This window comes from Nocardioides psychrotolerans, from assembly GCF_943371775.1.
Lineage (GTDB): Bacteria > Actinomycetota > Actinomycetes > Propionibacteriales > Nocardioidaceae > Nocardioides > Nocardioides psychrotolerans_A.
Genome location: NZ_CALRWD010000103.1, coordinates 1 through 13,112 on the forward strand (window position 1 = coordinate 1; position 13,112 = coordinate 13,112).

Sequence of the window (13,112 nt, forward strand, 5' to 3'; positions counted from 1 at the left end):
TCGCGCCAGACCTCGTTGCAGGATCACGCCTCAACTCGACGGCCATCCGGGTTGCGCGCTCACGCAGCTCGTCGCCGTACTTCCTGGGTGCTGCCATGACTCTCATCCTCCATGGATTGAGAGCCTCCATCAGACCCGGGGCGATTCAGTCACCCGCGAGATCACTGGGACTGGCCGAAGCTCAGCGGCCGCAGAACGGGAACTGAAAGCCAAGATCGCCGACCGCAGTGCTCCCGCTGGAGACCTAATCGGCCCCGATATGAGAATCAGCCAAGTGGCCGACATCTGGGTGTCGCTCTACCGTGCCGAACAACGCTCCGAAGCGACCACAGCGAACGAATATCAGCGCATCATCGAGAACGTCATAAACCCAGCGATCGGCAACGTGCGGCTACGGGAGGCGACAGCTGGGCGCCTGGAACGGCTCATCAAGGCCCAGGAGTCGCACAGCCGGCGCAAGAAGACCAAGACGGTCCTCAAGATGATGTTCGATGCCGCGGTCATCGACGATGCGCTTCCGGCCAACCCGGTCGCCTCGACGTCGCGACTCCGGGGCCAGAAGAAGGAAGTCCAAGCCCTCTCAGTGGAGGACCTCAACGCAGTGCGTTCTGCCGTGGAAGCGTGGATGACGAAGAAGCGGCCCGGCCCAAAGCCGAACAAGGACATGCCCGACATCGTCGACCTCTTACTCGCGACCGGTTGCCGGATCGGAGAGGTGCTGGCCATCCGTTGGAGCGACATCGACTTCGCCGCGACCCCGCCGACGGTCTCTATCTCCGGGACGATCAAAACCGAGACCGGAAAGGGAACCTACCGGAAGCCGAAGCCGAAGACTGACGCCTCGCAACGCAGCATCGCGATTCCGCCGTTCGCTGTCGGTGTACTGATGAGACGGCGCATCGAACAGCCCGCGAACCACTACAACGCTGTCTTCGCTACGCGGAACGGCACCTGGCACCAGGTCGGCAACATCGAGCGGCGCTGGCGCACAATTCGAGCGGACTCGGGTTTCGAGTGGGTAACGCCGCACACCTTCCGCAAGACGGTCGCGACGTTGATCGATCGTCTCGTCGACTCCGGTACAGCGGCTCGCGTCCTCGGACATAGCTCGGACGCGATCACCAAAGAGTTCTACATCGAGAAGGACCGGTTGGTGCCCGACGTGAGCCACATCCTTCAGTCCTTCGCCGGCAAGGCATCGTCGCCCTCTTCGGCCGACTGAACGACTCACTTGTCGTCTGTCCTTTGTCACCCGTGACGTCTTGACCAGATCGCCACAGCCGCGAGCTGTCAGACCTTCGGGGCATCCGAATCGAGAGCCACCGCAGACAGTTTTCGGGGAGTAAACGGGGAATAGGGCAATCTGGTTCAAGAAACCAAGTGGCCCCTGATCTGCGTTTCCGCAGGTCAGGGGCCACTTTCTTTGTAGCGGGGGCAGGATTTGAACCTGCGACCTCTGGGTTATGAGCCCAGCGAGCTACCGAGCTGCTCCACCCCGCGTCGGTGAACACAACGTTAATGCATGCGGGGTGAGGCAACAAATCGGGCTACTGGGCGGCACCCTCCGTTGCCCCGTCGGTCGACCCGTCGGTCGCCCCGTCGGTCGCCCCGTCGGTCGTGTCGCCACCGGTGGAGCCGGTCGCGCCACCCGGCCGGGTGCCGGCCAGGGCGACCGCGTCGGAGATGAGCTGACGGGCCTCCTGCACCTTCTCGGCGTAGGTGACGGGGTCGCCGTCGGTCAGCGCCTGGTCGGCGTCGGCGAAGGCGGCCTCGGCCTGGGCCAGCAGGTCACGGATCTGCTGGTTGATGGTCTGCGTCGGCTCCGGCTCTCCCGGGTTGCCCGGATCAGGCTCGGGGACGGTCGGGTCGGTGACCGTCTCGGGGTCGACGTTGAGGGCGTCGGCCAGGGCCGCCGTCATGGTGGCGCCGATGCCGACCTCGTCGCCGTAGGAGACGAGGACGAAGCGCAGGATCGGATAGCTGGACGTGGAGCCGGCGCGCACGGCGTAGACCGGCTCGACGTAGATGAGCCCGTCCTGGACCGGCAGGGTCAGCAGGTTGCCGAAGAGCGGCGGCGACTGCCCCGACTGGAAGGGCAGCAACGCCTCGCGGACGTTGTCGTCGTTGCTGAACTCGTTGGCGATGAGGCCGGGACCCTTGGTGTTCTGGTCGGTCAGCTCGCGCACCGTGATCTTGCCGTAGTCGGGCGAGGTCGCATCGGAGTTGACCGACACGAACGACGCCAGGTTGCTGCGGCCGAACGGCACGAAGGTCGAGGTCAACGACCAGGTCTCCTGGGACGTCGCACCCTCGGCGCCCACGGACTCGTCGACGAAGAGGCGGTAGGGAGGCTGCAGGTCACCTTGGCTGTTGGGGTCCTCGGGGACCTCCCAGCGGTCGTCACCCTGGTACCACGCGGTCTCGTCGGTGATGTGGTAGCGCGCGTACTGGTAGCGCTGCACCTTGAAGAGGTCCTCGGGGTAGCGCAGGTGCTCCTTCAGCTCGTCGGAAATCTCGGACTTGGGCACCACGGTGTCGGGGAAGGCACCCATCCACGCCTTCAGGATCGGGTCCTCCTCGTCCCACTCGTAGAGCGTGACGGTGCCGTCGTAGGCGTCGACCGTGGCCTTGACCGCGTTGCGCATGTAGTTGATCTCGTCGGTCGGCAGCGTCGCGAGGCCGGTGGTGTTCTGCAGGGAGTCCTGCGTCATGGTCTCGAAGGACTCACGCTCGGCGCTGGCGTAGCGGTCGGTGGTGGTGTAGCCGTCGACGATCCACACGACCTTGCCGTCCACGATGGCCGGGTAGACGTCGTCGTCGATGGTCAGCCACGGCGCGACCTTCTCCACCCGCTCGCGCGGGGTGCGGTTGTAGAGCACCTGGCTGTTCTCGTGGACGCGGCCCGACAGCAGGAAGTTGGGCTCGCCGAACTTCACCGCGTAGAGCAGCTGACGGAAGGTGGAGCCGATGTCGACGCCGCCCTCCCCGTCGTACGTCGTGGTCTGGTCCTCGTCCTGGTTGGGACCGGCCAGGCTGAGCTCGACGCTGCCGGAGTCCTCGGACTGCTTGCCGACGACGGAGTAGTCGGGGCTGTCCTCGCCGAAGTAGATCCGGCTCTCGTAGTCACCGGTGGCCTGGCTCAGCTCGTCCTGCCGGCTGCCGTCGGGGTTGGTCTGGTTGCCCTCGGCCCACTGGATGTCGGTGCCGGGGCTGTTGTCGTCGGACCCGCGCTGGTTGGCGTAGGCGGCGATGACGCCGTTGCCGTGGGTGTAGACGGTGTGCAGGTTGGACCAGTTCTGGTCGCCGGCGTTGAGGCCGGACTGGTCCAGCTCGCGCACGCCGAGCACCAGGGCCCGGTCGACACCGTTCATCTCGTAGCGGTCGACGTCGAGCACGTCGGCGACCGAGTAGTAGGCACGACCCTGCTGGTTCTGCTCGAAGGTCTGGCGCACCAGCTGGGGATCCACCAGGGGCACGGAGGCCGACTCGGCGCTCAGCGTGCCGGCAGCGTCGGCGTTGGCCGTCGAGTTGCTGGTGTAGGCCTGGCTGTCGATCGACTCGAGGTCGTAGGCCTCCCGCGTGGCCGCGATGTTGGCCGCGATGTAGTCGGCCTCGCGGTCCGCCTCGGAGGGCTTGACCTGGAACTGCTGGACGATGCCGGGCCAGATCATGCCGAGCAGGATCGCCGACAGGGCGAGCAGCGCGAGACCGACCGACGGCAGCATCCAGGTGCGGCGCCAGACGTTGAGGAAGAAGAGCACCGCGCAGATCAGCGCGATCCCCATCAGGATGCTCTTGGCGGGGAGCACGGCGTTCTCGTCGGTGTAGGTGATGCCGGTGATCAGGCGCCCACCCTGGTTGACCAGGTCGAAACGGTCGAGGTAGTAGTCCCCGGCCTTGGCCAGCACGAAGAAGCCGAGCAGGACCGAGAGCTGGACCTGGGCGGCACCGGAGAGCCGGTCGCGGCTCGCCTGGAGCCGCACGCCGCCGTAGAGGTAGTGGGTGACCGCGGCGGCGATGAGCCCGACGACCAGGGCGGCCATCGTGAAGTCGACCATGAAGTGCAGCCACGGCAGGTCGAAGACGTAGAAGCCGATGTCGCGCTTGAAGTAGGCGTCGGTGGTGCCGAACTCCTGGGAGTTGCGCCACAGCATCCAGGTGCGCCACTGGCCGGCGCCGGAGGTGCCGGCGAAGATGCCCAGCACCACGACGATGCCGACGACCAACCAGGTGCGGATGGGCGTGACGGCGTCGCGGTAGCGGTCGAGGTTGGTCTGCTCCGGCGACGAGGGGCGGAAGAGCGGCCGGAAGCGGTAGGCCAGGACGATGTTGACGCCCACGACCACCGCCATCAGGGCCCCGAAGCCGAGGAACAGCCCGGCGCGGGTCCAGAAGAGGGTGCTGAAGACGCTGCCGTAGCCGGCGGCGTTGAACCACAGCCGGTCGGTGTAGAGCGCGGAGAACGTCGTGAGCCCGAAGAAGGCGACGATGAGGACGACCGCGGTGATCACCAACGCACGGGAACGCCGAGACGACGACCTCGGGGTCGTGTCACGGGGGTCGTCGTCGAACAGCTCGCTCACTCGTTCTCCTCTTGTTCTGACGGTTCATCCGTCAGTGTCGCGCTCAGCAGTCCCAGCAGGCCAGGGACCAGGTCGATGCCCCCGACGACGGATTGGTCGTCGTCGTGGGCACGCAGCCTCAATGCACAGTACGTAGAACCGTCGCGAGTAGTTCCCGCGACGATGCGGACCTCTTGGCGGTCCGGGTGCTCGCGGGCGAACTCCTGGGCTGCTGTCTGGTCCTCCGGGATGTCGTCGTCGACGTCGGGAGGCAGGACGAGCCGCTCCACGACGGCGGCGCAGCCGTGGACGTTCGGAGGCCACACGATGGACTCCAGGGCCCGCTCCAGCTCCACCGTGGGGTCGAGCTGGTCCTGCTCGATGGCGGTCAGCGAGCCCTGCTCGGAGGAGTCGTCCAGCCCCATCATCGACGCCAGGGCCGGCTCGTGCTCGACCAGCTGAGCGGTCGGCACGAGCGCGTAGAGGCGGGCCGGCTGGTCCCAGCCGCCCTCGGCGATGTGGCTCTCGATCTCCAGCACGGCCGATGCCAGGGCCGGGTCGGCGTCGAGGGGGTCGGTCAGGGTCATGAGGCGTCCTCGCAGGAGGGAAGGTCGGCATCGGGATCCGCGACCCAGTCCTGGATCGCCTTCAGCGCGATGGGCATCGTGGTCGCCTTCACCAGGCGCATGTCCTCGTTGTTGGCACCGAGGGCCTCCTCGCAGTTGTCCGGAGGCACCAGGAAGAGCTCGGCGCCGTCGTCGCGGGCACCGGCGATCTTCTGCTGGATCCCGCCGATCGGGCCGACCGTGCCGTCGCCGGCGATCTCACCGGTCCCGGCCACGACCTTGCCCCCGGTGAGGGAGCCGGGCGTCAGGGTGTCGTAGATCGCGAGGGAGAACATCAGGCCGGCGCTCGGTCCCCCGATGGCGGGGTCGATGTTGACCCGCACGTCGAAGGGGAAGAGGTAGCCGATGCCGGGCGTGATGCCGATGCGCATCTCACCGTCGACCTGGCGCGGGACGATCGAGACGTCGTAGTCGGTGCGCACCCGTCGTACCTTGAAGTCGACCGCCTCCCCCGGCTCGGCGCCGTGGATGGCGTCGACCAGCTGCTGCGGGTCCTTCAGGGGCGTGCCGTCGACCTCGAGGATGATGTCGCGCACCAGCAGCTTGCCCTCCGAGGGCGAGCCGGGCTCCACGAACGCGACCTCGACGGCCGACCTCGGCTTGTAGCCGAGCTGGCGCAGCGCGACCGCCGTCGCCGCGTCCTGGGAGGTCACCATCGAGACCGCTCCCTCGCGGTCGTTGGACTCGGGCGTCTCGTCCTCGCCGTAGACCGCGTCGTAGGGGTAGACCGCGTCGTCGGACTTGGCCCACACGAGCATCAGGTCGAAGAGGTTCTTGCGCAGCTTGGGCACCGAGACCAGGACCGTGGTCATGCGCAGCTGACCGTCGTCGCGGTAGGTCTTGGCACCGTCGACCTGGATGATCTCGGCCCCGGCGTCCTCCGCCAGCACGTCGACGGTGTAGCCCGGCGCGTAGGTCACGTAGGGCAGCGGCAGGAAGGCGGCCGTGACGAGGAGCGCGAGCACCAGCGGTCCCGCGATCAACGCGGCGATCAGGCGCTGGCTCATGGCGCCCACCCTCTCATCCCGGCCAAGCACGGCAGGGAGCGGATCAGCGTCAGGACACCCGACGCTGGGGCTGCTCGTCGGGCCGCTCCCGAGGCGGCTCGACGGGGGGCACGACGGGCGCCGGCACCGGGCGTGGCGCGCTCGAGCGGCGTACGGCGATCCCCGTGCTGCGGTCGGGCTGACGCGTCGGCGCGTCCGCGGGGCGACCGGTCGCGCGGCTCGGGACCGGCTTGCTCCGCTCGAGCGCCTCGCCCAGCCGGCGCACGGCGACGTCGCGATCGACCTCGCCACGCCCCTCACGCCCCAGCCAGCTCACCCACACCATGGCGACGACCGTCACCACGGCGGGCGGCACGAGCCAGAGCAGGATCTCCATGCCCGCCAGGGTAGGTCGACGGGCGGGCCGATCAGGCTAGGGCGCGCCGACCCATTCCTCGGTGCCGTCGGCGAACGCCTGGTGCTTCCAGATCGGCACCTCGGCCTTCAGGGTGTCGATCAGCGCGCGCGAGGCGTCGAACGCCTGGCCTCGGTGGGCGGCGGCCGTCGCGACGATCACGGCGATGTCTCCGATGTCGAGATGACCGACCCGGTGCACGGCCGCGACGCCGTGGACGGGGTGGTCGGCAGCGACCTGCTCGCACACCGCGCGGAGCCGCTCGAGCGCGGTGGGATGGGCGGAGTAGTCGAGCCCCTGGACGCCCTTGCCCCCGTCGTGGTCGCGCACCCGCCCGACGAAGACGGTGACCCCGCCGTCGGTCGGGTCGTCGAGCACGGCCATGACCTCGTCGATGCTGAGGGGGGTGTCCCGGATCTCCACGAGACGCACGACGGATGCGTTGACGGGTTCGCTCACGGGCCGACCCTACGGCCTTGCCGGTTCGCAGTACCGTGGCCTCATGAGCACAGGATCAGGAAGCGGCTCCGGCGAAGGGCCCGACGACGGCCAGAACCCGTTCAAGGGCACGCCGTTCGAGCAGTTCTTCGCGGGAGGCATGCCCGGCCTCGGCGGCGCCGGTGGTGGTGCGATGCCGGACCTGCAGGCGCTCTTCGGCCAGATCCAGGCCATGATGCAGCCCTACGACGGCGCGCTCAACTGGGCTGTCGCGGAGGACATCGCCCGCAAGTCCGTGGCCCGGTCCCCCGACCCCACGCCCTCGCAGCGCGAGAAGGACGCGGTCGCCGACGCGGTCCGACTGGCCGACCACTGGCTCGACGAGGCGACCGGCTTCCCCTCGGCGGTCACCACGACCGCCGCCTGGAGCCGTGCCGACTGGATCGTGCAGACCCTCGAGGTGTGGAAGGTGCTCGTCGAGCCCGTCGCCGAGCAGTCGGTCAAGGGCGTCAGCGGGGCCCTGCCGCCGGAGGCCCAGGCTGCGGCCGGTCCGATCCTCGGCATGCTCGGCAAGGCGATCGGCGCCATGCTGGCCAACCAGGTCGGCTCCGCGCTCGGCGGCCTGGCCGGTGAGGTCCTCACCGCCTCCGACATCGGCCTTCCCCTCAGCGCCCCCGGCCGGGCGGCGCTCGTGCCGGCCAACGTCACGGCGTTCGCCGACGGCCTCGACGTCTCTGAGGACGACGTCGTCCTCTACCTCGCGCTGCGCGAGGCCGCCCACCAGCGCCTCTTCGCCAGCGTCCCGTGGCTGCGCGACCACCTGCTGGGTGCGGTCAAGGACTATGCGGGCGGTCTCGAGATCAACGCCGAGGGCCTCCAGAGCCGCATCGAGGAGCAGATGCGCGGCATCGACCCGAGCAACCCCGAGTCCATGCAGCAGCTCATCGAGGGCGGCCTCTTCGACCTGCCCAAGTCGCCGGCCCAGCAGGCGGCGCTCGAGCGGCTCGAGATCGCGCTGGCGCTCGTCGAGGGCTGGGTCGACGAGGTCGTCGGTCAGGCCACCGAGTCGCGCATGCCCGCGGCCACCCGCCTCCAGGAGGCCGTACGCCGGCGGCGTGCTGCCGGCGGTCCCGCCGAGGAGACCTTCGCCGCCCTGGTCGGGCTCGAGCTGCGTCCGCGCCGACTGCGCGACGCCTCGACGCTGTGGGGCTCGCTGCGCACCCGCCAGGGCACCGAGGCCCGTGACGGCGTCTGGACCCACCCCGACCTGCTGCCGACCTCGGCCGACCTCGACGACCCGCTGGGATTCCGTGAGGACGCCGCGGCCCCCGAGAGCCTGACCGAGGACGACTTCGACGCCGAGCTGCGCAAGCTGCTCGACGGCGAGTGAGCCTCCACGGCGACGCGCTCGACTCCCTGCGTGGCTGGTCGGCGCCCACGTCCGAGCAGGACGTGGTGCGTCGTCGTTACGTCGCGCACCTCGAGGCCCGACCGGACGCGATGACGCGGGAGTGCCGGCCCGACCACCTCACGGCCAGCACCCTGGTGCTCAGCGCCGACCACACCCACGTGCTGCTGACCCTGCACGCCAAGGCGCGGCGCTGGTTCCAGTTCGGCGGCCACTGCGAGCCGGGCGACACCACGCTCGCCGGGGCCGCGCTGCGGGAGGCGACCGAGGAGTCCGGGCTCGCCGACCTCGTCCTCGACCCGGTCCCGGTCCAGCTGAGCGAGCACGCCGTGCCGTTCTGCGGGTCGGGACCAGGTGGTCCCGTGCACCACCTGGACGTGCGCTTCGTGACCGTCGCACCGGCCGACGCCCACCACGAGGTCAGCGACGAGTCGCTCGCCGTGGGCTGGTGGCCCATCGACGCGCTCCCCGACCCGGACCCCGACCTCGTCGAGCTGGTGGCCCTGGGGCTCGCCCGCGTCGCCTAGCTGATCGACCGGGTCAGTCCGTGCCCGGCGGCGGCTCCATCTTGACGGCCGCCGACCACCCCTCGAGGAAGCCCCTGGCCTTGTCGGCCTGGGGGTAGCGCTCCACCCAGCCCCAGAACGCCGCGTCGTGACCCGCCTCGAGCAGGTGCGCCAGCTCGTGGACGAGCACGTAGTCGATCACCCAGCCCGGCATCCCCTGGAGCCGCACGGAGAGCCGGATCGAGCGGTCACCGGGCGTGCACGAGCCCCACCGACTGTTCTGGTTGTCGACCCAGCGCACCGACTCGGGCACCGCCAGGCCGCCGAGGTAGTCGTTGCTCAGCCGCCACGCCCGATCGCGCAGGTCCTCGTCGCTGAGCTGGCGGCGCTGCTCGGAGCGCTCGATGCGCTCCACCATCGTCTCGACCCACTCGGCCTCCTCGCGCCGGGTGAGCGTGGCCGGGATCAGGACCACGATGCGGTCGCCGTCGCGGTAGGCGGACACCGTGCGGCGGCGTCGCTTGCTGCGGCGCACCTCCACCTCGGCCTGTCCCATGGAGGGAATCTACTTCCGCGCCCAGCTCAACAGGCGCTCCTGCGGCCACGTGTTGACGATGCGATCGGCCTCGATCCCGGCTGCCTCGGCCCGCGCGCAGCCGAGCACGAGGAAGTCGAGCTGTCCCGGGGCGTGGGCGTCGCTGTCGATGGAGAACACGCAGCCGAGGTCTCGAGCGAGCTCCAGGAGACGGGTCGGCGGGTCGCGACGCTCGGGCCGGGAGTTGATCTCGACCGCCACCTGGTTCTTGGCGCAGGCCTCGAAGACCGTGCGGGCGTCGAACTGCGACTGCCCCCGCACCCCGCGCCCACCCGTGACGAGGCGGCCCGTGCAGTGACCCAGGACGTTGGTGCGCGGGTTGCGGACCGCACTGACCATCCGGCGCGTCATCTCGCGCGCATCCATGGCCAGCTTGGAGTGCACGCTCGCGACGCGCACGTCGAGCCGGTCGAGCAGCTCGTCGGTCTGGTCGAGCGAGCCGTCGTCGAGGATGTCGACCTCGATGCCCTTGAGCAGGGTGAAGCCGCTGCCGGCGAGGTGGGTGTTGACCGCGTCGACCACGTCGAGCTGGCGGGTGAGCCGCTCGGCGCTGAGGCCGTGGGCGATCCGGAGTCGCGGCGAGTGGTCGGTGAGCACCAGGTAGTCGTGACCGAGCTCGATCGCGGTGAAGGCCATCTCCTCGATGGGCGATCCACCGTCGGACCAGTCGGAGTGGGAGTGCAGGTCGCCGCGCAGCTGCGAGCGCAGCCGGTCGCCGGCGCCGCCGTCGGTCAGCGGGCCGGCCAGGTCGCGCTCGGCCTTGGCCAGCCGCTCCGGCACCTCCCCGCGCACCGCCGCCGCCACGACCTTCGCCGAGCTCGCACCGATGCCGGGCAGGTCGGTCAGCGTGCCCTCGGCGACGTGGCGCTCCAGCTCGTCGGCCGACAGCGGCAGGACCGTCGCGGCGGCCCCGCGGAACGCCTTCACCTTGTAGGTGTCCTCGCGCGCCCGCTCCAGGAGGAAGGCGATCCGGCGCAGCGCCGCGACCGGCCCGGCGTCGTACGTCGTCATGCGGCTCGCCTCCTCAGCGGAATCTTTTCCTCCACAGCCCGTGGACGACCATTGTGGCTGGTCAGGGCGTCGTACGGCGGACTCCCGGGCGTGTCCTCCACAGGCTCGTCCCGTCGATCGGACGGGTTCTCCACGGGCGAGGCCTGTTTTCCCCAGAGTTATCCACAGGCCCGTCCACAGGTGCTGCCGCGGAGGCGTTGACCCGGGACGGGGCTGGTCCTAGCGTTCGGGACAGACGAGGCCCCTGGGCTGCCGGTCGACGTTCGCAAGGGGAAGGCAAACGTCGTGCCGGTGGGCCGGGGGCCTCTTCTCGTCACGCGTGCTCAGCGACCGGTGAAGACCGCCGGGCGCTTCTCCTGGGCGGCCCGGATCCCCTCCTGGAGGTCCGCGGTCGCGAGCGTGATCGGCTGGGCCATCGCCTCCCACTGCAGGCAGGCCTCGACGTCTCGGTGGCCTTCGTCGGCCAGCGCGAGCTTGGTCAGCCTGCTGGCGATCGGAGCGGTGGCGGCGATGTCGGCGGCGACCGCGAGCGCGTCGTCGAGGAAGCTCTCGCGCTCCATCACCCTCGAGACCAGACCCAACGCCTGGGCCTCGTGGCCCTCGACGATGCGACCCGTGAGCAGGAGGTCCTTGGCGGCGGCCTCCCCGACGACGTGCGGGAGCAGGTAGGTGCCCGCCATGCCGGGGTGCATGCCCAGCTTGACGAAGGGCAGGCCCATCTTGGCGCCGGTGGCAGCGAAGCGCAGGTCGCAGGCCAGGGCCATGCAGAGACCGGCGCCGATCGCGGCGCCGTTGATCGCCGCGATCGTGGGGACCTCGAGGCGGCGGATCGAGAGCCACGCGCGGTAGAACGCCAGCATGCGGGTGCGCAGGTGGTCGACCGACGCGTCGGGCTCCGAGGCGATCCAGCTGGTGTTGCCACCGGAGCAGAAGGCGGAGCCCTCCCCCGTGACGACGACCGCGCGCACCGAGGGGTCACCCGCCAGCTCGTCGACGGCCGCGACCCAGGACGCGGTCATCTCGTCGGACATCGCGTTGCGCATGTCGGGGTTGTCCAGGACCAGCAGGGCGACGCCCTCGGAGGGGCGCTCGAGGCGCAGATGGGTGAGCTCAGTCATGGACCGACCCTACTGAGCGGGGCGGCTGTGCGCCGTGAGGCGTTTCACGGGCGATTTCAGGCGCGCGGGGCGCCTAGTGCGCCTGCGCGTCGTCGTGTCGTAGGGTCGCATCGGCTCATGGGCACCCGTCCACGAGCTTCCGACGGGCTTCCCCACCGATCCCCGTCGCGACGACCGAGTGAATACCTAGTCAAGGAGGCCGTCATGGCGGAGACCTGGAGCGGCGAGTTCTACTGCGTGAAGTGCAAGGAGAAGCGCGAGGCGGAGGGCGAGGTCAAGGTCAACGACAAGGGCACCCGCATGGCCAAGGCCGTGTGCCCCGTGTGCAGCACCAACCTCAACCGCATTCTCGGCAAGGCCTGAGCTTCTAGCACCACGCACCACATGCTTCGCGGCGGCGTCCCCCTCACGGGGGGCGCCGCCGCTGGCACGTCCGGGCGACCGACGTTCCGTCGACCTGTGGAGGAGCGCCGCGGGCCAGCGGCCGACGGTGCGAGGGTGGCCCGATGGCACACCACCCTCCTCTCGCCGGACTTCCGGAGCAGCTCGCGCTCAGGCCCGGCGTCACCGTGGCCCGCCATGACGACCACTGCCTCCAGGTGGGGATCGACCCACCCCAGCGGGTCGTCGTGCCCGACGTGCCGGCGGTGCGACGCCTCCTGGACGCGCTCATCGGGTCGAACGCCCCGCCGGCGCCGGACGAGCAGACCTGGCCCGTGCTGCGTCGGCTGTGGGAGGCGGGGCTGCTCGTCGACAGCCGGGCCGTCGCCGCATCGGCAGCCCACGGCCCCGCGGCAGCGGTGCGAGCGGCCTGGGCGCAGGTAGGTCCCGAGGCGGGCGAGCGTCTCACGGCGCGAGCGGCCGCCCGCGTGCGCGTGGTGGCCGAGGACGAGGCGCGCGCCGACATGGCCCGTCTGTTGCGCGCCTCCGGGGTGCAGGTGGTCGAGGACGGCGCCGCGGACGTCTGGCTGGTCGCCCACGACGGCGAGCTCCCTCGCGCCCGGGTGGACGACCTGGTGCGCGAAGGGGTCGCGCACCTGCTGGTCTCCGGAGCCCTCGGCTCGGCGGTGGTGGGGCCGTTCGTCCTGCCGGGCGTGACCGCCTGCCTGCGCTGCCTCGACGCCCACCGGGCGGAGGTCGACCCGCGACGCGCCCTCGTGATCGAGCAGGTCGTCGCCCGACCGCCCGCGGTCGTGCGCGATCCCACGCTGCACGCCATGGCGCTGGCGTGGGCGACGCGCGACGTGGTGCGCTTCGTCGAGGGCGCCCAACCCTCGACCTGGTCGACGTCCTTCGAGCTCGGTCCGCTCTCGGCGCCGGTGGGCCGCACCTGGACCCGGCACCCGCACTGCGGCTGCGCCTGGGACGAGGGACTGCTGGGGCGGGTGGGCTGACGCTCGACCCTCACCAGTGCTCGACGTCGAGCTTGCCCTCCATCGAGCGCAGG

General features: G+C 70.2%; 13 protein-coding genes and 1 tRNA gene. 5 read left to right on the top strand and 9 right to left on the bottom strand.

Annotation, left to right across the window (positions count from 1 at the left end):
• The first annotated feature begins 274 nt into the window (after nt 1-274).
• The gene (locus AAG827_RS20425) at nt 275-1,222 is read left to right on the top strand and encodes a site-specific integrase (protein WP_341928055.1); all 948 of its coding nucleotides are present in this window, start codon (nt 275-277) and stop codon (nt 1,220-1,222) included.
• A 204-nt stretch (nt 1,223-1,426) separates the two neighbouring features.
• On the opposite strand, the gene AAG827_RS20430 is transcribed toward AAG827_RS20425, so the two are convergent.
• The 6 genes from AAG827_RS20430 to AAG827_RS20455 all read right to left on the bottom strand — a co-directional run bounded on the left by AAG827_RS20430 (nt 1,427) and on the right by AAG827_RS20455 (nt 7,048).
• Nucleotides 1,427-1,500: transfer RNA gene (locus AAG827_RS20430), tRNA-Met, on the bottom strand.
• Between the two features lie 47 nt (nt 1,501-1,547).
• A complete protein-coding gene (locus tag AAG827_RS20435; RefSeq protein WP_341928056.1) occupies nt 1,548-4,583 on the bottom strand; it encodes a UPF0182 family protein in 3,036 nt (1,011 codons plus the stop codon).
• Nucleotides 4,580-5,149: a PPA1309 family protein gene (locus tag AAG827_RS20440; RefSeq protein ID WP_341928057.1), complete on the bottom strand. Its 570-nt coding sequence runs from the start codon at nt 5,147-5,149 to the stop codon at nt 4,580-4,582. The genes AAG827_RS20435 and AAG827_RS20440 overlap by 4 nt, the downstream gene beginning before the upstream one ends.
• A complete protein-coding gene (locus tag AAG827_RS20445; protein WP_341928058.1) occupies nt 5,146-6,195 on the bottom strand; it encodes a PDZ domain-containing protein in 1,050 nt (349 codons plus the stop codon). The genes AAG827_RS20440 and AAG827_RS20445 overlap by 4 nt, the downstream gene beginning before the upstream one ends.
• 49 nt (nt 6,196-6,244) lie before the next feature.
• Complete coding sequence (locus AAG827_RS20450) at nt 6,245-6,571, bottom strand: hypothetical protein (RefSeq protein WP_341928059.1); 327 nt, start codon at nt 6,569-6,571, stop codon at nt 6,245-6,247.
• A 36-nt stretch (nt 6,572-6,607) separates the two neighbouring features.
• Complete coding sequence (locus AAG827_RS20455; RefSeq protein ID WP_341928060.1) at nt 6,608-7,048, bottom strand: molybdenum cofactor biosynthesis protein MoaE; 441 nt, start codon at nt 7,046-7,048, stop codon at nt 6,608-6,610.
• A 43-nt stretch (nt 7,049-7,091) separates the two neighbouring features.
• Here AAG827_RS20455 and AAG827_RS20460 point away from each other — a divergent pair, with 43 nt between their 5' ends.
• Nucleotides 7,092-8,417 (top strand): zinc-dependent metalloprotease, encoded by a 1,326-nt coding sequence (locus tag AAG827_RS20460; RefSeq protein WP_341928061.1) that lies wholly within the window; start codon nt 7,092-7,094, stop codon nt 8,415-8,417.
• Nucleotides 8,414-8,962, top strand: coding sequence for an NUDIX hydrolase (locus AAG827_RS20465; protein WP_341928062.1), 549 nt, complete (start codon nt 8,414-8,416; stop codon nt 8,960-8,962). Before AAG827_RS20460 ends, AAG827_RS20465 begins: the two co-directional genes overlap by 4 nt.
• A 13-nt stretch (nt 8,963-8,975) precedes the next feature.
• On the opposite strand, the gene AAG827_RS20470 is transcribed toward AAG827_RS20465, so the two are convergent.
• The 3 genes from AAG827_RS20470 to AAG827_RS20480 all read right to left on the bottom strand — a co-directional run bounded on the left by AAG827_RS20470 (nt 8,976) and on the right by AAG827_RS20480 (nt 11,665).
• Nucleotides 8,976-9,497 carry a M48 family metallopeptidase gene (locus AAG827_RS20470; protein ID WP_341928063.1) on the bottom strand — a complete coding sequence of 174 codons (522 nt, stop codon included), beginning with the start codon at nt 9,495-9,497 and terminating at the stop codon, nt 8,976-8,978.
• A 9-nt stretch (nt 9,498-9,506) separates the two neighbouring features.
• Entirely contained in the window at nt 9,507-10,547 is a 1,041-nt protein-coding gene (locus tag AAG827_RS20475) for a PHP domain-containing protein (protein ID WP_341928064.1), read from the bottom strand.
• A gap of 323 nt (nt 10,548-10,870) precedes the next feature.
• Nucleotides 10,871-11,665, bottom strand: coding sequence for an enoyl-CoA hydratase-related protein (locus tag AAG827_RS20480; protein WP_341928065.1), 795 nt, complete (start codon nt 11,663-11,665; stop codon nt 10,871-10,873).
• 204 nt (nt 11,666-11,869) lie between these two features.
• On the opposite strand from AAG827_RS20480, the gene AAG827_RS20485 reads away from it, so the two are divergent.
• Nucleotides 11,870-12,028: a DUF5679 domain-containing protein gene (locus AAG827_RS20485; RefSeq protein ID WP_091115022.1), complete on the top strand. Its 159-nt coding sequence runs from the start codon at nt 11,870-11,872 to the stop codon at nt 12,026-12,028.
• Nucleotides 12,029-12,171: 143 nt separating this feature from the next.
• Nucleotides 12,172-13,059: a hypothetical protein gene (locus tag AAG827_RS20490; protein ID WP_341928066.1), complete on the top strand. Its 888-nt coding sequence runs from the start codon at nt 12,172-12,174 to the stop codon at nt 13,057-13,059.
• Nucleotides 13,060-13,112: the final 53 nt, after the last annotated feature.

What these genes read in the sequence shown, in the direction of transcription:
- AAG827_RS20450 (WP_341928059.1), bottom strand. Translation starts at nt 6,571, where the DNA reads ATGGAGATCCTGCTCTGGCTCGTGCCGCCCGCCGTGGTGACGGTCGTC.
- AAG827_RS20480 (WP_341928065.1), bottom strand. Translation starts at nt 11,665, where the DNA reads ATGACTGAGCTCACCCATCTGCGCCTCGAGCGCCCCTCCGAGGGCGTC.
- AAG827_RS20470 (WP_341928063.1), bottom strand. Translation starts at nt 9,497, where the DNA reads ATGGGACAGGCCGAGGTGGAGGTGCGCCGCAGCAAGCGACGCCGCCGC.
- AAG827_RS20440 (WP_341928057.1), bottom strand. Translation starts at nt 5,149, where the DNA reads ATGACCCTGACCGACCCCCTCGACGCCGACCCGGCCCTGGCATCGGCC.
- AAG827_RS20445 (WP_341928058.1), bottom strand. Translation starts at nt 6,195, where the DNA reads ATGAGCCAGCGCCTGATCGCCGCGTTGATCGCGGGACCGCTGGTGCTC.
- AAG827_RS20485 (WP_091115022.1), top strand. Translation starts at nt 11,870, where the DNA reads ATGGCGGAGACCTGGAGCGGCGAGTTCTACTGCGTGAAGTGCAAGGAG.
- AAG827_RS20475 (WP_341928064.1), bottom strand. Translation starts at nt 10,547, where the DNA reads ATGACGACGTACGACGCCGGGCCGGTCGCGGCGCTGCGCCGGATCGCC.
- AAG827_RS20490 (WP_341928066.1), top strand. Translation starts at nt 12,172, where the DNA reads ATGGCACACCACCCTCCTCTCGCCGGACTTCCGGAGCAGCTCGCGCTC.
- AAG827_RS20460 (WP_341928061.1), top strand. Translation starts at nt 7,092, where the DNA reads ATGAGCACAGGATCAGGAAGCGGCTCCGGCGAAGGGCCCGACGACGGC.